The organism is Nonomuraea turkmeniaca (assembly GCF_005889735.1).
GTDB lineage: Bacteria > Actinomycetota > Actinomycetes > Streptosporangiales > Streptosporangiaceae > Nonomuraea > Nonomuraea turkmeniaca.
In genome coordinates, this window is the sequence record NZ_VCKY01000039.1 from 34,693 (window position 1) to 56,214 (window position 21,522).

Genomic DNA, 21,522 nt, shown 5'->3' on the forward strand with positions numbered 1-21,522 from the left:
ACGCAAAGTCCTCCATATCATCGGGCGAGGGCGCGTTTGAGGATCTTGCCGGTGTGGCTCATCGGCAGCTCGTCCACGAGCGAGATGCGCCGCGGATACTTGTAGGCCGCCACCCTCTCGCGGACGAAGTCACGCAGCTCCTCGCAGGTCACCGGTCCGGCTCCGGGGCGTACGGCGACCACGGCCTCGATCTCCTCGCCCAGTTCCGGGTGCGGCACGCCGAGCACGGCGGCCTGCCGTACCGCCGGGTGCTCGTACAGAACCTCCTCCACCTCGCGCGGGTAGACGGTGTAGCCGCCGCGGATGATCACGTCCCGGCGGCGGTCGACCAGGAAGAAGAAGCCGTCCTCGTCGACCCGGCCGAGGTCGCCGGTGTGGAACCAGCCGTCGCGGATGGCCTCGGCGGTGCCCACCGGGTCGTTCCAGTAGCCCTTCATGACGTTGGGGCCGCGGACCACGATCTCGCCGATCTCACCGCGCGGCGCCTCGCGGCCCTCCTCGTCGACGACCTTCATCTCCACACCCCTGATCGGCCAGCCGATCGAGCCGGGCCTGCGGCCGTCGCCGCCCCGGTTCGTGGCGGCCACCGGGGAGGTCTCGCTGAGCCCGTACCCCTCGATGATCTGGCAGCCGAAGCGGGACTCGTACGCCCGCAGCACGTCCAGCGGCAACGCGGCCCCGCCCGACGTGCACACGCGGAGCATCGACATGTCGGACGCGCCCGGGTGGTCGAGCAGCGCGATGTACATGGTCGGCACGCCCTGGAACACCGTCACCCCGTCGCGCCTGATCACCTCCAGCGCCCGGCCCGCCTCGAAGCGCCGCAGCAACGTCAGCCGTGCCCCGGCGTGCACGGTGGCGTTGAGCGAGCACGTCTGGCCGAACGTGTGATACAGCGGCAGCGCGCCGAGCACCACGTCGTCCACGCCGAGCGCGTGCATGCGGGCCACCGTCTCGGCGTTGCCGCCCAGATTGGCGTGGGTCAGCTCGATGCCCTTGGGCCGCCCGGTGGTCCCGGACGTGTAGTGGATGACGGCGGTGTCGTCCGGGCTCATGGCGGCGATCTCGTGCTGGGCCGGCACGCCCCGCAGCAACCGGCGGAACTCCTCGGGCACCACGAAGAAGCAGTCCGTCTTGGTGCTCGCGGACCCCGCCTCGGCGGTCTCCGCGAACGCGTGCCAGGCGATCAGCAGCCGCGCCCCGCAGTCCCCGAGGTACGCGGCGATCTCCCGCCGCTTCAGCAGCGGGTCGAGCGGGACCACCACGGCCCCGACCCGCAGCACCCCGTAGTAGACGACGCCGAACTCCGGCACGTTCGGCAACATCATCGCGACCCGGTCGCCGGCGCCGATCCCGCGGCACCGCAGCAGCCCCGCCAGGCGGGCGCTCAGCTCGGCCAGCCCGCCGTAGGTGAGCTCCGCGTCGTCCAGCGTGAGAACCGCTCTGCCACCGAGCCGCCCCGCGGCGGTGTGGAGCCGGTCAGCGAGGTTCATGGAACGACCGTACGTCGGAGATCCCACGCCCCTCATTGGTCGCCGTGGCCAGTCTTTCCCGCCCTGCGTTTGTGGGGAGCGAGTCCTGCAGTGCGATGGCCACGAGCAGCTCGACGAGGTCGTTGATCGAGCGCAGGCTGCGCCCGGTGCGCTCCTGGATCCTGCGCAGCCGGTACTGGGCGGTGTTGGGGTGGATCTGCAAGTGCTCGGCCGCGCTGCGCAGGTTGAGGTCGGCGGCGGCGAACGCCCTGATCGTGGCGGTCAGCACGCCGCCGCGCGCCCGGTCCTCCGCCAGCAGCGAGGTGATGCGCGGGTCCACCAGATGGCGGGCGGTGTCGTCGGCCCGCAGCGCCAGATACTGGAACGGGGTGATCCTGGGCAGCGCCGCGACCCCGCCCTCCTCGGGCACGAAGTCCAGCACGGCCCTGGCCTCCTGGTACGCCTGCGGGATCTGCGCCGTCCCCGCCGCCACCGTGCTGACGCCCATCGCCAGCCTGATGCCTTCGCCGGCCAGCCCGTCCAGCACCGCCTGCAGCCGGTCGCACAACTCCTCGGGCCCCGTGCCCGGACCCAGCGCCGGGATCGCCACGATCTCCGAGCGGCGCACGACCGACAGCGTCCTGGTGCCGTTGCCGCCCGTCCTGGCGATCGCCGCGCAGGCCGCGTGCCTGGCCTCGGCGTCCCGGTCGAGCTCGGCAGCCGCGGGCGGAGCGACGAGCACCGCGATCACCACGAGCAGCGGCGTACGCGCGTCCGGCGCCAGTCCGTGCGCCTGCGCGGCGGCCAGCTCCCTGCCACGCGTCGGCGTGCCCCCGGCCAGCAATGTTTCGAGCAGGTCCCGGCTCTCCCGCAGGGCCTCGGCGGAGGCGTACTGCTGGAACTCCATGTAGGCGTTGGCCGCGTGCGTGCTGGCGAAGTCGCAGTACCGCATCTGCGACATGGCCAGCGACAGTGCCGCCTCCCGCCCGGCCGGCGTGTGGCCCGCCCGCTCGACCAGCGACTCCCAGAAGACGCGCTGGCCCACCCGGTAGGCGTTCATGTAGTCCGCCAGTGCCACCCCGGCCCGGGCCCGGCGCATCGCCGCCCGCCGGGAGAAGGCGATGTCCTCCAGCGTCACCTGACGCTCCTCCAGCAGCACGGCCAGCTTGGCGCGATAGTGCCTGACCACCTGGTCGCGTACGTCGGCGAGGAAGTCGCGGCCCTGGGCCGCGTACGCGGGAATCTCCGCGGCGACCGCCGCGACCGCGGTGTCGGCCAGCGGCGCGACGGCGCCGAGCAGCTCGGAAATGATGCGGGCGCGCTCGGCGCGGACCGCTTTGGCACCAGTGAACGTTTCCGTGCTGAAACCACCGGACATGCCGGGGATGATCCATGGCCATTGCCGGGAGGTCAACGGGTCGTAACCGGTCCGAGACCCACCCTGTGCTCAGCGGACAACTCCCCTGACACATCTTGGGTCACCGTGCCCAATGCGGCTCGTGACGAGCGGATCCTACGCTGAGCCCACATTCAGAACATTGTTCTCCAGGAGGCCGGATGCTGGAGGTACACGATCTTACCGTTCGCTTCGGCGGCATCACGGCGCTGGACGGCGTGGGCTTCGAAGTGGCGCGCGGCGAGATGGTGGGACTCATCGGGCCGAACGGCGCCGGCAAGACCACCCTGTTCAACTGCCTCACCCGGCGGCACGAGGCGGACTCGGGGACGGTCACGTACGAGGGCCGGGACCTGACGGCCGTGGCGCCGTACGCGATCGCGCGGCTCGGCATCGCGCGCACCTTCCAGAATCTCGGCCTGTTCCCGCGCCTGTCCGTACGGGACAACGTGCTGGTCGGCGCGCATCACCGGGGCCGCGCCGGCTTCCTGACGGCGGGGCTGCGGTTACCCGGCGTGCGCCGCGAGGAGCGGGCGCTGGGCGCCGAGGCCGACGCCGTTCTGGAGCGGCTCGGCCTGACCAAGGTCGCCGGGCATCCGGCGACCGGGCTGCCGTTCGGCACGCTGAAACGGGTGGAGCTGGCCCGCGCGCTGGTATCCCGTCCCCGGCTGCTGCTCCTCGACGAGCCCGTGAACGGGCTGAACGCGGCCGAAGTCGAGGAGTTCGCGGGCACGCTGCGGGCGATCAGGGACGCGTACGACCTGACCGTGATCGTGGTCGAGCACCACATGGGCTTCGTCATGGGGCTCTGCGAGCGCATCGTCTGCCTGGACTTCGGCCGCAAGATCGCCGAGGGCCCGCCCACCGAGGTGCAGCGCGATCCCGGCGTCATCGAGGCCTACCTGGGGACGGCGGTATGAGCGCGCTCATCGTGGAGAACCTGGTCGCCGGGTACGGTGACGCCCGCGTGTTGCACGGCGTCGACCTCAACGTCGGCCAGGGCGAGATCTGCGCCATCCTCGGCCCCAACGGCGCGGGCAAGACGACGTTGCTGCGTGCCCTGTCCGGCATGGTCAAAGCACGCGGCACGGTCCGGCTCGGCGGGACGAGCCTGGCCGGGCGCTCGCCCGACGCGGTCGCCCGGCTGGGCGTCGCGCACGTGCCCGAGGGGCGCGGCACGTTCATGCCCTTGACCGTCGAGGAGAACCTGCGCCTCGGCGCGTTCGTCCGGCGCGGCAAGAAGGACGTGGACGCCGACCTCGCCCGCATCCACACCTACTTCCCGGTCCTGAAGACCCGGCTCAAGCAGGCCGCGGGCAGCCTCAGCGGTGGCGAGCAGCAGATGCTGGCCATCGGTCGGGCCCTCATGTCGCGGCCAAGGGTGCTCCTGCTCGACGAGCCCTCGCTCGGCCTCGCGCCGCTGGTCACCCGGGAGTTGTTCCGCATCGTCCAGGCCGTCAACGAAGAGGAGCGCACCACCGTGGTCGTCGTCGAGCAGAACGCCCATCTCGCCCTCGGCATCGCCCAGCAGGCGCACGTCCTGGAGACCGGGCGGATCGTGTTGTCCGGCACGGCCGCGCAGATCAGGGCGGACGAGCAGGTCGCGCAGTCCTACCTCGGATACCGGGTGTAGGCATGGCCGGATTCCTGCAACAGGTCGTCGAAGGGCTCGGCGCGGGCGCCATCTACGCCAGCATGGCGCTGGCCCTGGTGCTGATCTACCAGTTCACCGGGATCGTGAACTTCGCGCAGGGCGAGCTGGCCATGTTCTCGACGTACATCGCCTGGCAGTGCGTGGCGGCGGGCCTGCCGTTCTGGGCGGCGCTGGCGCTCACGCTGGTCGTGTCGTTCGCGGGTGGCATGCTCGTCGAACGGCTGATCATCCGGCCGGTGGAGGGCGCACCCGAACTGACCATCGTGATCGTCACCGTCGGGCTGTTCATCTTCGTCAACGCCGCCGCCGGGTGGATCTGGACCTTCCTGATCAAGGACTTCCCGAACCCGTTCCCGCAAGGCGCTCTGCAGCTCGGCGGGATCAGCGTCGGCTTCTCGACGGTGGGCGTGCTCGGCGTGGTCGCGCTGGTCATGGTGCTGCTGTACCTGCTCTTCCAGCACACCAGGATCGGGCTGGGGATGCGGGCGGTGGCCACCAACCCGTCGTCCGCACGGCTGGTCGGGATCCGGGTGGGATGGACGCTGGCGCTCGGCTGGGGGCTCGCGGCCACCGTCGGCGCGGTGTCCGGGGTGCTGATCGCGCCGCTGCTGTTCCTGGAGCCCAACATGATGGGCGGCGTCCTCATCTACGCGTTCGCGGCGGCGACGCTCGGCGGGTTCGACAGCCCGGCGGGGGCGGTCGTCGGCGGGGTGATCGTGGGCGTCGCGGAGACGCTCGCCGGGGCCTACGTCGGGTTCATCGGGTCCGACCTCAAGATCGGGGTGCCGCTGATGATCATCCTGGGCGTCCTGCTGCTGCGGCCCCAAGGGTTGTTCGGGCGAGCGGTGGTGGAGCGGGCATGACCGGGCGAGCGGACGCCAACCCCGCGACCAGGGACGCCGCGCCCGCGACCGCGGCCGCGGCAACCGGCGAGGCCGGCGCCACTTCGGTGCGCCTCTTCGGGTGGGACGCGGCCCGCTGGCGCTGGGTGGCCGCCGCCGCGCTGCTGGCCGCCGCCCTCTACGCGCCGTTCCAGCTCATCCCCTTCCACGTCTTCCAGCTCACGATGGTGCTGGTGTACGCGGTCGCGCTGCTCGGGCTGAACCTCCTCGTCGGGCACGCCGGGCAGATCTCGCTCGGCCACGGCGCGTTCTTCGCGGTGGGCGCGTACGCGGCGGCGATCCTCATGGAGCGCTGGGACACGCCGTACCCCTTGACGTTGCCGATCGCGGCGGCCGTCGCGTTCGTGCTCGGCCTGGTACTCGGCGTGCCCGCCATGCGGCTGCGCGGCCTGTACCTGGCGCTCGTCACGCTCGCCATCGCGATCTTCCTCGTCCCCCTGCTCAAGCGGTTCGAGGAGGTCACCGGCGGGTCGATGGGGCTGACGCTGGCCAAACCGGCGCCGCCCGCCTGGAGCGGCCTGGCCGAGGACCAGTGGATCTACTTCCTCGTCCTCGCCGTCGCCGTCGCCGCGTTCCTGCTGGCCGGCAGCCTGCTGCGGTCGCGCGTGGGCCGGGCGCTGCACGCCGTCCGGGACAACGAGATCGCGGCCGAGGTCATGGGCGTGCGGTTGTCGTTCTACAAGACGCTCGCCTTCGCGTGGAGCGCGATGTTCGCCGGGGCGGCCGGCTGCGTCTACACGTGGGTGATCGGGTTCGTCTCGCCGGACTCCTTCACCGTCAACCTGTCCATCACCCTGCTGGCCGGCCTGGTCGTGGGCGGGCTCGGCACCATGGCCGGACCCGTGCTCGGCGCGCTGTTCGTGATGTTCGTGCCCGGCATCTCGCAGGAGATCAACGACGCCGCACCCGGCGTCATCTTCGGCCTGCTGATCATCGCGGTGATGTACGTGGCCCCGACGGGCCTCGCCGGGCTGGCCGGGCGCTTGATCAGGAAAATTCCCCGGAAGGAGTAAGAGGGATGCGTGTATCTGCGATCGGTTGTACGGCGCTGCTGCTGCTCGCCGTCGCCGCCTGCGGGGGACGGGACAGCGGCGGCACCGGCACCACGGCCTCGGGCCAGTGCCAGGGACAGCAGACGACCGGCATCACGGACAAGAGCATCAAACTCGGCGGCATCTACCCGCTGTCCGGCCCCGCCTCGGCGTACGGTGACATCCCCAAGGGCATCAAGGCGTACTTCGACTACGTCAACGCCGAGAAGGGCGGCATCGGCGGGCGCAAGGTCGAGTTCGTCGTGCGCGACGACGGCTACCAGCCGCCGAAGGCCGTCGAGGAGGCCCGCAGGCTGGTCGAGCAGGAGCAGGTGTTCGCCCTGTTCCAGACGCTCGGCACGCCCTCGACCACCGCGACCTGGGACTACACGAACCAGCGCAAGGTGCCGCAGCTCTTCGTCGCCACCGGCGCCTCCAAGTGGGGCACCGACACCACGCACCCGTGGACCATCGGCTGGCAGCCCAACTACATCTCCGAGGCCCGCGTCTACGCGCAATACCTCAAGACGGAGCAGCCCGAGGCCAAGGTCGCCGTGCTCTACCAGAACGACGACTTCGGCAAGGACCTGTTCGGCGGCTTCAAGCGGGCCATCGAGGGCACCCGGGTCACGATCGTCGCCGAGCAGAGCTACGAGGTCACCGACCCCAGCATCGATCCCCAGATGCGCAACCTCGCCGAGTCGAAGGCGGACGTCTTCCTCAACATCACCACGCCGAAGTTCGGCTCGCAGGCGCTCGCCGCCGACGCCAAGAACACTGGCTGGAACCCGCTGCACATCATCAACAACGTGTCGGCCTCGATCACCGTGCTGAAGCCCGTCGGGTTCGAGAACGTGCAGGGCATCGTGTCCAGCTCGTACTACAAGGACCCCAACGATCCGACCTGGCAGAACGATGCGGAGATGGTGCTGTACAAGCAGAAGATGCAGCAGTACGCCCCCGGCGCCGACCCCAACATCCCGTACCACACGTTCGGCTGGGCGGTCGCGAACAGCTTCCACAAGGCCATGGAGGCGGCCAAGTGCCCGACCCGCGAGGGCCTGCGGGACTCCGTGCGGAACCTGCAGAATGTCCCGATCGACATGTTGCTCCCCGGGGTGACCATGAACACGGCGCAGGGTGACGGCTTCCCGATCGAGTCGATGCAGCTCATGACGTTCAAGGGCGAGCGGTGGGAGCTCTTCGGCGAGGTGATCGACACGCGTAAGGAGTTCGGCCCGCTGACGGGGTGAGTGTCAGGGTGCGGCGACGGCCTCGGCCGCGGTCTTGGCGTGGCGGGCAGCCGGCGAGAACCACGCCAGCGCCACGGCCGTCGCCGCCGCCGCGAGCGCGGCGAGGACCGGGGCCACCGGGGCGATCTCGTACAGGGCCGTGGACAGCAGCGGCCCCGCCACGAACGTCGATCCGATGACGGCGTTGACCAGCCCGGAGATCGAGCTCTGCTCCTCAGACCCGACGAGGAGGCTCGGCGCCGCCGTGACCCCCGGCATCGCGAGTCCCAGCCCCACGCCGAGCAACCCGAACGCCACGGTGATCAGCCACAGGTTGTGCGCGACCGCGAGCAGCCCGAACGCGGCCACCGCGATCGGCGCCCCGACCCGGATCAGCCGGAGCGCCCGCCACCCCAGCGCCGGCACCAGCACACCCTGCACGCCGACGATCACGATGCCGGCCACAGCGAGCGCGAGACCCACCCCGCCCGCCGTGGCCTGCGAATCCACGTGCAGGCGATCGGCGATCAGGAACCCCAGGACCACCTGCACGAGCCCGAGCGACAGGAAAACGCAGAAGCCGATCGCGAACAGCGGCCACAACCGCGCGTCCCACAACCGCGGCCGCGGACCCTCGACCCTTTGGGGCGCCCTGGTCGGCTCACGCCGCACCGCCACCAGCACCCAGACCGTGAGCAACACGCAGATCACCGGGGACACGTAGAGCGGCAGCAGCAGCGACGCCACGGCCAGCGCACCGCCGCCCGCGGGCCCGACCACCAGGGAGAGCCCCTGGGCCGCGCCGACCAGCCCGGTGACCCGCGTCCGGTCGGCCTCCCGGGTCGTGACCAGCCCGGCCACGGTGAGCGCCGCGACCGGAAGCGCGGCGAGCCCGAGGCCGAACAGGACGCCGCGGGTGGCGATCATCAGGGCGAACGTGACGGGCGGGGGCAACACCTCGTTCAGCCCCAGCGTCACCGCCACGGCGAACCCGATCAGCCCGGCGCCCGCGAGCCCGAGCCCGCTCACCAGCACCGTGCGCAGCCGTATCCTCCGCATGGCCCGCCCCCACATCGGGCTGGCCGCGGTCAGGGTGGCCGCCGAGATCGTGATCATCAGCCCGAGCTGCGTCTCCGTCAGCGCCAGCTCCCGCGCGAGCGGCGCCAGGACCGGGGTGAGGAGTTGCTGGGCGGAGAAGATGGCGAGGATGGTGACGAGCAATGGAGCCATGGCCTTCCGCACGCTCGCGCCCCCTTCCCCTCGGCTCGTCGGGTCTGCTCAGACGGTGATGGCGCCCGTTCTCGCCAGCCAGTTCACGGCCTCGGAGATGGCCTCCAGCGGGGTGTACCGCGGCCGGTGTCCGAGCAGCCGCTCGGCCTTCTCCATGCTGCAGTGCGGACTGTAGGAGATGTGGTCGAGCGTGACCTGCGCGTCGAACTCGGACACCGTGGCCTTCCACTGCTCCCACGGCAGGTACGTCAGCCGCGCCTCACGTCCGAACCACCCGGCCACCGCCTCGGCGTACCCGCGCAGCGTCAGCGCGCTCGTCGCCACCGAGTGGAAGCTCTCGCCCACCGCCACGGACGGATTGGCCATCGCGTCCATGAAGATGCGGGCCACGTCGTCGGCGTGGACATGCTGCACGGTCTCCATGCCGAAGTTGGGCAGCGCGAGCTCTTCCCCGTCGGCCAGGGCCTGGAAAACGGCCGGATTGACGTTGCCGGCCGGATTGACCGGCACCCACCCGGGCCCGGTGATGTGCCCCGGATGAATGATCGTCACTGGGAAACCGTCCCGATGGGCCCGCTCCATCAGATAGGCCTCGATGGCGGCCTTCTTCTTGCCGTAATCCCCGAGCGGGGCTTTCGGCCGATCCTCGGTCGTCGGCACCTGCGCGCTCGGACCGTGCGTCCAGACCGTCCCGCAGTGCAGGAACTGCCGCACCCGCCCGTGGAGCGCCTCGGCGATGTGCCGCGCGCTGTCCTCCTCGAAGCAGATGAGGTCGATGACGATGTCGCCCTCCAGCTCGACGATCCGCCGCCCGAACGTCCCGTCGGCGTCCTCGGCATCCCGGTCGGCCGTGATGGTGGTGACCCGCTGCCATGCCCCGTGCGGGCTGTAGGGCTCCCGCTTCCCTCTGCTCACCGCGACCACGTCATGACCCGCCTCGACCAGCCTCGGCACGAGGTAGGTGCCGATGTGGCCGCTGGCGCCGATCACCACTACACGCATGGAGGCAGCCTAACCCGCACTAAGGGAACCCGATACGCTCCTGAACGTCCGATTTTCGGAGGTTAGTTCAGCGTGTCGGGGGTTGTCGCGGCGTTCGCCGCACTGGTGTCCGTTGCCGTGCTCGGCTATGTCGTCGGCGCCGGCGGCTTACTGCGTGCCAGCGACGAGCTGGTCCTGTCCCGGCTCGCCTTCTTCGTCGCCACCCCCGCGCTGATGTTCGCCACGGTCTCGCGGGCCGACCTCGGCACACTGCTCTCCCCGGTGCTGCTGACCGAGGTCGTAGCGGTGGCATGCGTGCAACTGGCGTACGTGCTGGTGGCGAAACTGCTCTGGCGCAGGGACCGCCGCGAGACCACGATCGGCGCCCTGGCCTCGTCGTACGTCAACGCCGGCAATCTCGGCGTCCCCATCTCCATCTACGTGCTGGGCGACGGCGCCCTTGTCGCGCCCATCCTGCTCTTCCAGCTGATCGTCCTCACCCCGATCTCCTTCCTGATCCTCGACAGGGGAGCCCGGTCGATCCGCTCGGCCCTTCTCCTCCCCGTCCGCAACCCTTTGACCGTGGCCTCTCTCCTGGGCCTGGCCTGCGCCCTGACCGGCTTCACCCTCCCCGTCACGGTCATGCGCCCGATCGAGCTGGTCGGGGGCGCCGCCATCCCCGTCGCCCTGCTCGCCTACGGCCTCAGCCTGTACGGCTCCCAGCGCACGGCGACCGAGAAGAACGGCGGCCTCGGCTGGGACATCACCCTTGTGGTGGCACTGAAGTCCGTCGTCCAGCCCGCGATCGCGTACGTGACGGCCCGCTTCGTCCTGGGCCTCGACGACGGCGCCTTGCTGGCCGCCACCCTGTTCGCCGCCCTGCCCACGGCCCAGAACATCTACGTGTACGCCGTGAACTACGACGCCGGCCGGCGTCTGGCCCGCAGCGCCGTCCTGATCACCACGGTCCTGTCCATCCCGATCATGACGGCGATCGGCGCGGCCCTAGGCTGAGCCACCCGCTTGTGTCCGCGAGGCCGCGACGATCCGCTCCAACGCGGCCGCGTGCCGCTCGAACGCCCGCCGCCCGTCCGGGGTGAGCCGCACGAAGGTGCGCCGGGTCCGGCTCTCCTGCCCTTTACGCACCTCCGTGTACCCGGCATTGGCCAGCGCCGAGATCTGCTTGGACAACGCCGAGTCGCTGGTCTCGAGGGTGTCCCGCAGGAACCCGAAGTCCACCCAGTCGGCCGGCGCCAGCAACGCGACGAGCGACAACCGCGCCGGAACATGGAGGAACTCATCGAACAGTGGGTCCATCAGACACGACCGGTTTCCTGCCGGAGGATCGCCCTGATGGCCCGGCGGATCAGGGGCACGGTGGCGACGTACGTCGCGGCCATCCCGGCGGCGGCGAAGGTGCCCTGCGACACAAACCCAGAGGCCGGCAGGTCGAACAGCACAAAGCCAATGATCCGGAAGAGGCCGAAGGCGATCATGAGCCCGACGAACCATCCCGCGAAGAGCACCACATCCGGGACGGCGGGTTTCCTGCGGACAGCGGTGCGGTGCGCCTGCACGATGCCCGCTGCCACGAACAGGATGATTCCGACCACGTTCGCAACGGTGCTCCAAGGGCGCTCGAGATCGACCGAGGTGAACCAGATGAAGAGGCCTGCCGCCGATGCCAACACGTAGGGGAGGGCGAATCCCTGGCGGATGTACTCGTCACGGGTTTTGTCCTGGAGGCGGCGGATGTCGTCGAGCGAGGACTGGGCGTCGTGCGGGTTCATGGGCCACTCCTGATCGTCAGTCGACTTTCCTCTGAGGAAAGTAGCATCTACTTTCCTCAGAGGAAAGTCGACATGTGGAGACCCGCGAGATGAAGCCACCAGTGCCTGGAACCTTGGCGGGGCCGACTCCGCCGAAAGAGGGCCGCCTCCGGAGGAGACGGCCCTCTGGACGGAGGGGATCAGCGCACGCCGTAGGCACGCGTGATTGTCTGGACCACGGTGTTGCCTGCCTCGTCCGCCGCCTTCGCACGGAGCGAGACGAAGCCCTCGGTGTCAGGGTTGCGGATCTTGGCCTCGCCGTTCTTGACCTCGACCGCCTGCCAGGTGGCGCCGTCGTCGAAGGACGCCTCCAGGCCGGTCAGGCCGGCGGGCGAGGGCGCGGCGCCCGGGCTGCGCTCCACCGTGATCGCCAGCTTGGTCTGGTGGCCGGCCGTCGCGTAGTTGCTCATGTCGAGCCCCTTGGCCAGGGCGCGGACCGCGATCAGCGGCACGATCTCGATGGCGTCGGTGGTGTCGGAGCCGAAGGTCCACTCCGTCTCGACCTTGGTCGAGACCCCGGCGTAAGGCCGTTCCCTGAGCACGGTGCCGCGCAGGGTGTAGGTGCTCTTGCCCGCCGGGACGGTCGTCGCCGGCTGCCACAGCCCGGTGGGCGACCACCGCTTGATCAGCTTGCCGTCGAGCTCCAGGTCGAGCGTGCCGGTGGCGCCCCAGTCGGTGCCCGTGGAGCCGGACTCGCCGTCGATGAACCATTGGATGCCGTAGGTGGAGTTGAGGCCGATCTGGTTGCCGAGCCTGGCCACGCCGTCGATCGCCATGGTCGGGCCGATGATCCCGGCGTTCCACACCAGGTGGTTCGGCTCATCAGGGCCGTACTTACGGGGAGCGGCCTCCAGCGCCATCCTGCCGTCGACCCTGATCCTGTCGCGCCAGTCGCCGGGCGTCCGGTAGTCGGCGACCTGCGACGGGAAGGCGACGGGCTGGTCGATCATCTGGGTCGGGTGCCCGTCGAGGGGCGTGGAGCCGCTCTCGCCCTTCGAGGGCGTGCCCTGGGCGCGGTAGTCGACGCGCACGGCGGTCAGCTCGTCACGGCTGGTCCTGTAGGACAGGTCCGCGGGTACGCCGCCCTCGCGCCGATCGGCCACGTGGTAGAAGAACGGGCTCGGCTCAGCCATGGTGGCGCCCTTCTGCGCGAAGGTCGCGTGCGCCCGGTAGGAGGCCGAGGAGTCGTCGAGCGGGGTGACGTACACCTTGCCGAAGTCGATGGCCCTCGATGCGGCCATCGAGTACGAGCGTGAGCCGTCCAGGCGCGGCAGCAGGACGCTGGCCACGAGCGCCACGCCCTCGGCGCCCTGGTCGTCCACCTGGACGTCGACCGGGGTGCCCAGCCTGGAGTCCACGGTCACGGACTTGTCGCTGTCCAGCGTCACCGGCACGATCGCCAGCGTGCGGCTGCCGTCGGAAGGGGTGCTCACGTTGTGCACGACGTAGTACTGGCCCTCGGGAACGGTGGCCGACCCCGTTCCGTCGGTCAGGCTGGCCCAGTAATTGACGCCCGTGTAGCGCTCGTACAGCTCGACGCTGCCCTTGGCGGGCAGCCCCGCCCGGTCGAGCGAGTTGATCGTCAGTTTGCGCGAGGGGATCGGGGTGTAGTCGGCGAGGATGGTCCGCACCGAGGTCTCGCCGCTCTTGGCGACGAGCGCCGCGGCCTGCGCGCCGCGCGGCATGACGTCGTGGATCGTCACCGTGACGGCCGCGCTGCCGTGGGCGGGCACCTCGACGCTCTGCTTGTCCAGGGTGAACATGGCCGGGTTGCCGGGCGCGCCACCCGTCGAGGACGGGGTCTCCACCGTCAGGTCGAGCGTCACCGGGCTGTCGCCGTCGTTGGTGTAGGTCACCTCGTGCGCGGCTTCGCTGCCCGGCTGCCTGCCCCAGCCCGCCTTGACCGACAGGTTCGCCGGCGAGGCGGTGATCTGCTGGCCGACCGCCCTGGCCGCGTCCACGCGGCCGGAGCCCTGGTGGTACGCGGTGAGCCCGGCCTTAGGGGTGGCGGCGCCGATGAGGGCGGACTTGATCTTCTCGCCGTTCCAGTCGGGGTGCTGCTGGGCGACCAGCGCGGCCACGCCCGCCACGTGCGGTGTCGCCATCGACGTGCCGCTCATCGCGACGTAGCCGCCACCCATCCTGGCGGCCACGATGCCGACGCCGGGAGCGGTGATCTCGGGCTTGACGGCCATGTCGCCGAGCCTGGGTCCGCGGCTGGAGAAGTACGCCAGGGCGTCGGAGCGGTCGACGGCGCCCACGGACAGGGCGGCGTCGGCGGTGCCCGGACTCTCCGCGGTGTACAGGCCCGCTTCGCCCGAGTTGCCCGCGGCGACCACGAACAGCGCGCCGGTCTGCGCGGACAGCTGGTTGATGGTGTACTCCAGCGGGTCGACGCCCGCGTAGTCCTGCCCGCCGAGGCTCATGCTGACGATCTTGGCGCCCGCGGTGGTGGCCGCCCAGGTCATACCCTCGATCAGGGCGGAGTCGGGGCAGCCCCCGCTGCTCGTACAGACCTTGCCGACGGCCAGCGTGGCATCGGGCGCGACGCCACGGTAGCCGGAGTCGGCCGAGCCGCCGATCGTGGAGAGCACGTGGGTGCCGTGCCCGTGATCGTCCTCAGGGCTGCCCGCATCGGTGAAGTCCTCGGCGAGCGCCACGCGCCCGGCGAGCATGGGGTGGTCGGAGTCGTACCCGGAGTCCAGCATCGCCACGGTGACGCCCTTGCCGGTGTAGCCCGCCGCCCAGGCGGTGGGAGCGCCGACCTGCGGGACGCTCTTGTCGAGCGTAAGCCGCGTCTTGCCGTCCAGCCAGACCTTGGACAGGCCTGAGCGCAGGCGCGCGCCCGCGGCGATCTGCTGCCACAGCGTGCCGGTCTCGGACTTGGCCGTGGTCATCGTGGTCACGCCGAGCCGCGGGATGTCCTTCTTGACCTTGGCTGCGCCGAGCGCGGCCCGGGCTTTGGCCAGACCGCCGGGGGCCTGCACGATCAGTGGCAGGTCGGCGCGCGAGGCGTCGTCGTAGCCGAAGTCGAGGAGCGTGCCGATCTCGAACAGGCGCTGGTCCAGGGTGCCCGCGGCCAGCATGGGCATCGCGTCGGAGGGGATGACGGCCAGTTCGCGCGGCCCGTCGGAGCGGGTGACGAAGGTGATGTCGTCACGCCCAGGGCCGTGCTTGACCTCGTACGAGACGATGCCGGAGGCGTCCGCCGTGGCGGTGACGGTGTCGCCGGTGATCAGTGTGAAGGTGAACGTGCCCGTGGCGGGACCGGTGCCGAGCTGGGCCGTCGGGGCGGACCCGGCCTTGGGGGTGGCAGCGGTCTCGGGGGTGGCAGCGGAAGCGGCCGCCGTGCCAGGCGTGGCGGCCAGCGCTAACGCGAGAGCGGCGGCGGCCGCCTTCGTCAGCGCGCGTCCTGGGTGATGCAAGGGAACTCCATGGGGTGTGGGGGGCTAGGTCGTGCCTTACAGATCAGGCCCTGCCGCGCGCGGCCGGCCTTTGTCGGACTCTCCCTAGAGGTCTTCTGGCAGCGGCAGGGGATCTCCGGTGCGGATGCGGAGTCCTCTGGCGCCGCTGGTCATGGCCGCCTCCTCCACCTCGTAACCGCGCCGCCCGCACCAGGCGGTGGCCGCGGCGCGAACTTCGGCGTCGTCGGTGACCAGATCGATGAGCCCGCCGCCCGGCAAGTGCGCCACGCGGTCGGACAGCACGGGAACGACCCGTGACCACGGCTCGCCGCCTGCGTCGATGACGACGGCGGCGGGAGGTACGTCAGCGGGCATCGGGGTTTCCCTGGGTCGAGGTGTTCGGGTCGGGAGGACCCTAGATCGCGGCCGTTACCGGGGAATTACCGGTCTCCCGCCGCGGCGGCCAAGCCCTCGCGCAGATGGGCGGCCCGGGCCAGGTCGCGCCGCGCCACCGTGCCGCCCGAAGTGCCGCCCGACGCGGCCGCTCGGGCCTCCAGCAGCCGGGCGAGGCCGTACGGAAAGGGCATCGCCTCGGCCTGCTCGACCGACTCGGAGAGCACCGCCACCGCCTCGGCACGGCGGCCCATGGCGGTCAGCGCCATGCCACGGACGAGCGAGGCCTCGATCCCCGCCGGCCTGTTCGTCCCCGGCGTCGCCGCTTCGGCCGCCTTCGCCGCCCCTTCGGCGTCGCCCGTGGCGAGCAGGGCACGTGCTCTGACGGCCGGCTCCACCTCGCCGACCAACGCCTCCTCCGGCCGGCCCGCACGGATCGCGATCTCGGCGAGCATCGTGCGGGCGTCGGTCAGCACCTGTCTGTCGCCCGTCGCCTCCGCGAGCTCCACACTCTCCGCCAGGCACGCGGCCGCGCCCTTCTCGTCTCCCGTCCAGAGCCTGGCGGTGCCCAGGTTGACCAGCGTGTACGGCAGGCACCACGAGGGCCCGAGCGGCCGGGCCAGCGACACCGCCGAACGCACCAGGCGCAGTCCCGCCGCCCAGTCGCCGACGAGCAGGTGAAGCCTGCCCAGGTTGCCGGTGCGGAAGGCGACGACGGCGGGATCTCCGACCTGGATGGCCAGCTCCAGCGCCCTGCGCGCGTGCTGTCTGGCCTCGCCCAGCCTGCCGTCCAGGCATGCCAGCTCGCCGAGCTGGGCCACGACGGTGCCGGCCAGGGCGGCGTCGCCGGTGGCCTCCGCGGGCCGGAGCGCCTGGCCGGCGGCCTCCTCCGCGGCCGGCAGCCTGCCGAGCATGGCCAGCGAGACAGAACGGCTGATCAGGGACCTGACCAGGAGCCGCCGCCCGTGCAGCGGTCCGGCCTCGCCGGCGCGGTCCATCGCGGCCGTGGCGGCGGCCAGGCTCTCCTCGTACCTGCCGGTCGCGAAGCAGGTCAGGGACTCGGCCAAGTGGCGGGCCGCCCTGGTGGCGGCGCTCACCGATGGCTCGGTCGCCGGCGCGGCGGCGAGCAGGCCGCGGGCCCTGGTGGGCTGCCCCGCGCCGACCAGGACCTCGGCCAGCAGAGTGACGGTCGCGCAGACGCGGTCGGCGGGTGGCTCGGAGCCCGCCCCCTCGAGTCCCGTCCGCACGCAGGCGGCCTCCATGCCGCGGAACGCGGCCAGCGCCTCGGAGAGCACTTGCTCGGCCACGTCGTATCGTCCGACGCTGCGCAGCGCCGCGCCCCAGGCCAGCCTGGCGTCGGCCGCTCCGGCGGCGCCCGCCGCGTCGAGCAGCCCGACGAGCCGCTCCAGGTAGCCGGCCGCGCTCTCGTTCGCGTGCAGGGAGGCCGCGCGCCTGGCCGCCCGCCACAGGTACGGCACCGCCCGCGGATCGCCCGCCCTCGTCAGGTGGTAGACCACCGCGTCCACCGCCTCGGGCCGATGGATGAGGACCGCGTCGGCGTAGGCGGCGTGCAGCCCTGTGCGTACGACGCCGCTCAGGCGCTCGGCGCAGGCCAGTCGTACCAGCGGATGCCGGAAACCGTGGCCGGGCACGTGCCGCCCGTCGAGCAGCACCTCGCGCTCCTCCACGACGCCCGCCTCGATCGCCTCCGTCAGGGCGGCTGCGACCGCGGGTCTGGACATGGGCGGGTACAGGCCCGAGGCCGCCACCTCGAACACCTCCGCGAGCGGCGCGTCGCCGCCCGCCACCGCCAGCACCTCCACCACCCGGCGCGCGGGCGTGTTCATGCGTGCCAGGCGGCCGCCCACGAGCCGGCGCACCGCGACGGGCACGCCGGCGTCGGCCACGCCGCTCGCCACGCCGCTCGCCACGCCGCTCGCCACGCCGCTCGTCGTCACGTCGCCGGTCGTCGTCACGTCGCCGGTCGTCGTCACGTCGTCGGTCGTCATCACGCCGCCGTGGTCACGAGCGGCGGCGGGGTCGTGCAGGTAGGCGCCCGCCAGTTCGATCGCGAACAGCGGGTTGCCGAGCGACAGGCCGTAGGCCCAGTCCAGCTCGGCCGGGGTCAGGGGGCGGCCGACCGCCTCGGTGAGAAGGCGCTCGCAGTCGGCCCTGCCCAGGCGCATCAGCTCCAGGCGCTGCGCCAGACCGTGTCTGAGCACGGCCTCCAGCGCCTGCCGCCGCCCGTCGTCGGCAGGCAGGTCCTCCTCCCGCCAGGTCGCGAGGAACCGCCATGGCCGCTCGCCGGTGGATCTTGCCAGGTGGCAGAGGAGTTGCGCCGACCCCGTGTCCGCGGCGTGCAGGTCGTCGAGCACGACCAGCAGCGGGCGGGCGGACAGGTCCGTCAGCAGGGCGGCGACCGCACCGAAGATCCGCGCCCGCTCCCGCTCGTGATCGCCGTCCTCAGCCGGGACCAGGCCGAGCGAGGGGAGCAGCGTGGCCAGCTCGGGATACTGCGAGCCGACGGCGGCCCGCTCCGCGGCCGGCCTGTCGGCCAGGTACCCGTCGAGCGCCTCCACCCAGGCGCCGTAGGGGGTGTGGCCCTCTGCCTCGTGCCCGGCTCCCCACAGGACGAGCGCGCCCGAGGCGGCGTGCCTGCGGGCCGCCTCGATCACCAGGCGCGTCTTGCCTACGCCCGCCTCGCCGCTGATCAGCACGAGGCGGGCGGTGGCCGAGCGCTCCGGGCCGAGGAGCTCCGCGGCATGCTCGCGGCCGACCAGGTTGTGCCGGGAAGGGCGGCGAGCCTGCGCGGGCAGCAGCGAAGCGGCTGCGTCCGGGGCGGTGGTCATGCTGACGCGCTGGGCCAGCGCCCGCCGGTACAGCCGCTCGGTCTCCGGCGCGGGCCTGGCGCCCAGCTCGGCGGCGAGCGCGTCCCTGCAGCGGTGATATTGGACGACCGCGTTGCGCCGCCGACCGAGCGCGAGATAGGCCTCGATCATCGCCCGGTGCGCGTCCTCGGCGGCGGGATCGCTGCTCAGCACCGGACCGAGCACCTCGACCGCGCGCCCCGCCGCCCCCTCCGCGACCGCGGCGGCGGCCAGCGCGAGCACCACCCGGCGCCTGAGCAGGTCGAGCGCCTCCCTGCTCGGGGCCGCCCAGTCGGCGTAGCGGTCCTCGGGCAGCAGCTCGGCGGCCAGGCGCTCATGTGCCTCTTCCAAGGCCGCCAGGCCGCCGTCCGCCAGCGCGGCGCCGGTCAGCGCCATGACGTGGTCGAGGTCCACCTCGACGAGCTCAGGGTGGAGCAGGAGCAGCCCGCCTTCGCCGAGCAGATAGGACGAGGGGGTACGGGCGGGCAGCTCGGGTTCGAGGGTGTGCCTGGCAGCGTGCAGCGCCACCCGCAAGCTCCTGACCGCTGCCTCCGCGTCGGACTCGGGCCAGCAGACGTCCATGATCTGGTCGCGGTGGAGTCGGTGCCCAGGGGCGACGGCCAGCAGCTTCACCAGGGTCTTCGCGCTCGGCCTCCGCCACCTGCCCGCCGACGGCGCGGTGCCGGGCCGCTCGGCCGCGAACCCGCCCAGCAGACGCAGACGCAGGGGCGGAGGTGGAGCCATGAACCGCACAATATCGGGCAATTGTCTCCCAAAACGACAGGCGGGCGGCTTGCCTGCCAGGGAGATGCGGCCCTCGCGCAGGCGCCGTGGCCGTGATACCCCATGCCCGGCGACGCGACCGAGCCAGGTCTGCCGGCAGCCGAAGCCCACGCTCAGAGGCGCCAGGTGATCTCTTCGCCGGGCTGGTAGCGGCAGGTGGAGCCGGTGGAGACGGACGCGCGCAGGTGGGCGGCCAGTGCGGGGTGGGCATGGTCGAGTTTGCGTAGAACGTCCCGGATCCTGGCCGTGACGGTCTTGCGGGCCCGTTCGGCCTCGTCGCCCAGGCGGCGGGTACGGCCGCCCAATCCGGCCGCACTCCGCAGCTCTTCCAGCAGCGCGGCCCGCTCCCTGTCCAACAGGGCCGCCCGCCCGTCGTCGCCCAGCTCCACGGCCCGGTCGATCTCTTCGTCGAGCTGGGTCAGGCGGTGGCGGTAGCGGGTCTTGGCCTCCTCGTCGAGCACGTCGTCCCCGCCCATCCGGCGGGCGGCCACGACGAGCTCGCCGCCTTCCGGGTCCAGCAGGCGGACGGCGGGCACGTCCTCGCCCGGGCGGCTGAGGAGGGTGCGCAGGTCGCGTAGCCCCTTCGCGTCCGGCATGTGGACGGCCAGGCCGGCGAACGCCAGGGACCAGGTCGTTCCTTCCCGCCTGAACTCGCTCACGGCCGGGCCGGCGCTCGTGTCGTTCGGCCCGGAGCCGGACGCCTCAGCGGCCCATTGTTGTGGCGATCGGGGGCGGGGCGACCAGGAGCTCCCGAGCCGGCCCAGCGCGTCGTCCTGGCCTGTGGCGAGCAGCCGCTGCCGCGGGGCGTCGCGCAGCGGGGCCGGGCGCACGGACTCCAGCACGTGCGGCATGCCGAGCTCGGCAGCGTCCCTGCGGACGCCGTCCAGCAGCGCTTCCGCTGCTTCCACGTCGCCGGGCAAGGCGCGGGTGAGCAGCGTCTCGGCAAGGTGGGCCCGGGTCAGGACCGACCACGGCCGAGCCTGCATGCGGTCGGCGGAGCGGTGAGCGGCGGTGAGGTTGTCGACGGCCGCGTCCCAGCGGCCCTCCGCCGCGTCCACCAGGCCGAGCCACAGGTCGTAGGGTCCGCTGATGTCCCAGCCCAGCAGCGCCACCGCCCATTGCCCGCGATGCGGGGACAGGGCGGCCCGGGCCGTGGCGCACGTCTCCGGGTCCTGGGTGGCCGCCGCCGCCTCGGCCTGCAGGCGCAACCACAGCGGCTGGGACATGCGGTCGTGGGGCTCGCCCTCGGCCAGGCGGTGCAGGGCGATCTCGACGTCCCCGCTCTGGAACGCCGTCAGCGCCTCCAGCAGTCCCGCGCACGGGTGGTTGGTGTCTCTGAGCTCGGCGAGCACCTCCTCCTGCTCCTCGACCCTGCCCTGCAGCCACGACATGGCCCAGCGGTGGTGCTGGAGCATGAAGACCATGTGGTCGTGGTGGCTGTCCAGGCGGATTTCCGACAGCAGTGACTCCGCCTCGGCGAAGCGGCCGGTCAGGGCCGCGATGATGCTCGCGTCGATCGCCGCGGTCATGACGAAGTGCGGTTGCTCGGTGCGGCGGCCCTTGGCGGCGTAGTCGTGGAAGTGGTCGAGGTAGCGGGGGTCGCCCTGCTCGATCATGGCCACCCAGCGCAGTGCTCGGGCGAAGTGCTCCAGCTCCGGGTCCGAGGTGCGGCGGGCGAGGGTGACCAGCTCGCCGGTCAGCGCCACCCGCTCCGCGGCCGTGCCCGGGCCCCAAATGATGTCGTGGTGCGCCCACAGGCTGAACGCCAGCGCGTCGTCGTCGCCTCCCTGCCTGGCCAGCTGGGCGAGGCGGACGACCAGGTCGAGCGCGAGCCGGTCGTCCGGCGCAGAGCCCCCGACCAGCCTGGCGTGGGCCTGTCTCAGCTGGTCGAGCGCCTTGTCACGGCCATAGTGGGAGCGCAGGGTCAGCGCGACGCGGGCGGGCAGCTCGGCGTCGTCGAGGTCGGCTGCGATGGCGGCGGCCTGCTCGAAGAGCCGGCGCGCCTCGTCGGCCTCGCCGATGTGATGCAGCTCCTTGCCGAGCTCGAGTGCCACGATCGCGTGGGTGCGGGGGTCCCCGGCGGCGCTCAGCTCGTGCGCCCGCCGCAGGTGGCCCAGCTGCTCCTCGCCCGCCATCCGGCCCCGCGCGTCCCGGGCCGCGGCGAGCAGCAGGTCCGTTGCCTGTCCTGGGTCGACGCGATCGCCCGCGAGGTACGCATGCCTGGCCAGGTCGCTCGGCAGCACCTTGCCCGCGAGGCCGGACACGCCTCCGCGCGCGGGCGAGCCTCCGAGGGCGGTCGGGCGGTCGGGGGCGGATGGTTGATCGAGGGCGGTCGGGCGGTCGTGGGC

15 protein-coding genes and 1 pseudogene are annotated in these 21,522 nt (G+C 72.0%); 6 read left to right on the top strand and 10 right to left on the bottom strand.

The window, feature by feature from the left end; all coding sequences use genetic code 11:
• Nucleotides 1-17: 17 nt before the first annotated feature.
• Together ETD86_RS14270 and ETD86_RS14275 are read right to left on the bottom strand one after the other, a co-directional pair.
• Entirely contained in the window at nt 18-1,493 is a 1,476-nt protein-coding gene (locus ETD86_RS14270; RefSeq protein ID WP_138666627.1) for a long-chain-fatty-acid--CoA ligase, read from the bottom strand.
• Complete coding sequence (locus tag ETD86_RS14275; protein WP_138666628.1) at nt 1,480-2,850, bottom strand: PucR family transcriptional regulator; 1,371 nt, start codon at nt 2,848-2,850, stop codon at nt 1,480-1,482. The genes ETD86_RS14270 and ETD86_RS14275 overlap by 14 nt, the downstream gene beginning before the upstream one ends.
• Before the next feature lie 179 nt (nt 2,851-3,029).
• On the opposite strand from ETD86_RS14275, the gene ETD86_RS14280 reads away from it, so the two are divergent.
• The 5 genes from ETD86_RS14280 to ETD86_RS14300 are packed head-to-tail and all read left to right on the top strand — an operon-like array spanning nt 3,030 to nt 7,708.
• The gene (locus tag ETD86_RS14280; protein ID WP_138666629.1) at nt 3,030-3,788 is read left to right on the top strand and encodes an ABC transporter ATP-binding protein; all 759 of its coding nucleotides are present in this window, start codon (nt 3,030-3,032) and stop codon (nt 3,786-3,788) included.
• On the top strand, nt 3,785-4,501 hold the full coding sequence (locus tag ETD86_RS14285; RefSeq protein ID WP_138666630.1) for an ABC transporter ATP-binding protein: 717 nt from the start codon (nt 3,785-3,787) through the stop codon (nt 4,499-4,501). The genes ETD86_RS14280 and ETD86_RS14285 overlap by 4 nt, the downstream gene beginning before the upstream one ends.
• Nucleotides 4,502-4,503: 2 nt before the next feature.
• Nucleotides 4,504-5,385 carry a branched-chain amino acid ABC transporter permease gene (locus ETD86_RS14290; protein WP_138666631.1) on the top strand — a complete coding sequence of 294 codons (882 nt, stop codon included), beginning with the start codon at nt 4,504-4,506 and terminating at the stop codon, nt 5,383-5,385.
• On the top strand, nt 5,382-6,437 hold the full coding sequence (locus ETD86_RS14295) for a branched-chain amino acid ABC transporter permease (protein ID WP_138666632.1): 1,056 nt from the start codon (nt 5,382-5,384) through the stop codon (nt 6,435-6,437). The genes ETD86_RS14290 and ETD86_RS14295 overlap by 4 nt, the downstream gene beginning before the upstream one ends.
• 5 nt (nt 6,438-6,442) lie before the next feature.
• Nucleotides 6,443-7,708: an ABC transporter substrate-binding protein gene (locus ETD86_RS14300; protein ID WP_138666633.1), complete on the top strand. Its 1,266-nt coding sequence runs from the start codon at nt 6,443-6,445 to the stop codon at nt 7,706-7,708.
• Between the two features lie 3 nt (nt 7,709-7,711).
• Here the strand turns inward: ETD86_RS14300 and ETD86_RS14305 are convergent, their stop codons facing one another.
• Together ETD86_RS14305 and ETD86_RS14310 are read right to left on the bottom strand one after the other, a co-directional pair.
• Nucleotides 7,712-8,917: an MFS transporter gene (locus tag ETD86_RS14305; RefSeq protein ID WP_170223077.1), complete on the bottom strand. Its 1,206-nt coding sequence runs from the start codon at nt 8,915-8,917 to the stop codon at nt 7,712-7,714.
• Nucleotides 8,918-8,965: 48 nt separating this feature from the next.
• On the bottom strand, nt 8,966-9,919 hold the full coding sequence (locus ETD86_RS14310) for an NAD-dependent epimerase/dehydratase family protein (protein ID WP_138666635.1): 954 nt from the start codon (nt 9,917-9,919) through the stop codon (nt 8,966-8,968).
• Nucleotides 9,920-9,991: 72 nt separating this feature from the next.
• Between ETD86_RS14310 and ETD86_RS14315 the strand changes: the two genes are divergently transcribed.
• A complete protein-coding gene (locus ETD86_RS14315) occupies nt 9,992-10,912 on the top strand; it encodes an AEC family transporter (protein WP_138666636.1) in 921 nt (306 codons plus the stop codon).
• Here ETD86_RS14315 and ETD86_RS14320 read toward each other — a convergent pair.
• The 6 genes and pseudogenes from ETD86_RS14320 to ETD86_RS56910 form a co-directional block, all read right to left on the bottom strand.
• Nucleotides 10,904-11,215, bottom strand: coding sequence for a winged helix-turn-helix domain-containing protein (locus tag ETD86_RS14320; RefSeq protein WP_138666637.1), 312 nt, complete (start codon nt 11,213-11,215; stop codon nt 10,904-10,906). The two genes, ETD86_RS14315 and ETD86_RS14320, sit on opposite strands and share 9 nt — an antisense overlap.
• A complete protein-coding gene (locus tag ETD86_RS14325; RefSeq protein ID WP_138666638.1) occupies nt 11,215-11,688 on the bottom strand; it encodes a hypothetical protein in 474 nt (157 codons plus the stop codon). Before ETD86_RS14325 ends, ETD86_RS14320 begins: the two co-directional genes overlap by 1 nt.
• A gap of 179 nt (nt 11,689-11,867) precedes the next feature.
• A complete protein-coding gene (locus ETD86_RS14330) occupies nt 11,868-15,152 on the bottom strand; it encodes a S8 family serine peptidase (protein ID WP_138666639.1) in 3,285 nt (1,094 codons plus the stop codon).
• Nucleotides 15,153-15,236: 84 nt separating this feature from the next.
• Nucleotides 15,237-15,506, bottom strand: a complete 270-nt coding sequence (locus ETD86_RS14335; protein WP_138666640.1) for a hypothetical protein — start codon at nt 15,504-15,506, stop codon at nt 15,237-15,239.
• Between the two features lie 65 nt (nt 15,507-15,571).
• On the bottom strand, nt 15,572-19,135 hold the full coding sequence (locus tag ETD86_RS14340; RefSeq protein WP_138666641.1) for an ATP-binding protein: 3,564 nt from the start codon (nt 19,133-19,135) through the stop codon (nt 15,572-15,574).
• A 152-nt stretch (nt 19,136-19,287) separates the two neighbouring features.
• A pseudogene (locus tag ETD86_RS56910) lies at nt 19,288-21,522 on the bottom strand (ATPase); the annotation flags it as partial.

Bases quoted from the DNA above. Each gene is read 5' to 3' on its own strand.
- ETD86_RS14295 (WP_138666632.1), top strand. From the start codon at position 5,382: ATGACCGGGCGAGCGGACGCCAACCCCGCGACCAGGGACGCCGCGCCC.
- ETD86_RS14300 (WP_138666633.1), top strand. From the start codon at position 6,443: ATGCGTGTATCTGCGATCGGTTGTACGGCGCTGCTGCTGCTCGCCGTC.
- ETD86_RS14310 (WP_138666635.1), bottom strand. From the start codon at position 9,919: ATGCGTGTAGTGGTGATCGGCGCCAGCGGCCACATCGGCACCTACCTC.
- ETD86_RS14325 (WP_138666638.1), bottom strand. From the start codon at position 11,688: ATGAACCCGCACGACGCCCAGTCCTCGCTCGACGACATCCGCCGCCTC.
- ETD86_RS14320 (WP_138666637.1), bottom strand. From the start codon at position 11,215: ATGGACCCACTGTTCGATGAGTTCCTCCATGTTCCGGCGCGGTTGTCG.
- ETD86_RS14270 (WP_138666627.1), bottom strand. From the start codon at position 1,493: ATGAACCTCGCTGACCGGCTCCACACCGCCGCGGGGCGGCTCGGTGGC.
- ETD86_RS14280 (WP_138666629.1), top strand. From the start codon at position 3,030: ATGCTGGAGGTACACGATCTTACCGTTCGCTTCGGCGGCATCACGGCG.
- ETD86_RS14290 (WP_138666631.1), top strand. From the start codon at position 4,504: ATGGCCGGATTCCTGCAACAGGTCGTCGAAGGGCTCGGCGCGGGCGCC.
- ETD86_RS14285 (WP_138666630.1), top strand. From the start codon at position 3,785: ATGAGCGCGCTCATCGTGGAGAACCTGGTCGCCGGGTACGGTGACGCC.
- ETD86_RS14340 (WP_138666641.1), bottom strand. From the start codon at position 19,135: ATGGCTCCACCTCCGCCCCTGCGTCTGCGTCTGCTGGGCGGGTTCGCG.
- ETD86_RS14275 (WP_138666628.1), bottom strand. From the start codon at position 2,850: ATGTCCGGTGGTTTCAGCACGGAAACGTTCACTGGTGCCAAAGCGGTC.
- ETD86_RS14335 (WP_138666640.1), bottom strand. From the start codon at position 15,506: ATGCCCGCTGACGTACCTCCCGCCGCCGTCGTCATCGACGCAGGCGGC.
- ETD86_RS14305 (WP_170223077.1), bottom strand. From the start codon at position 8,917: ATGGCTCCATTGCTCGTCACCATCCTCGCCATCTTCTCCGCCCAGCAA.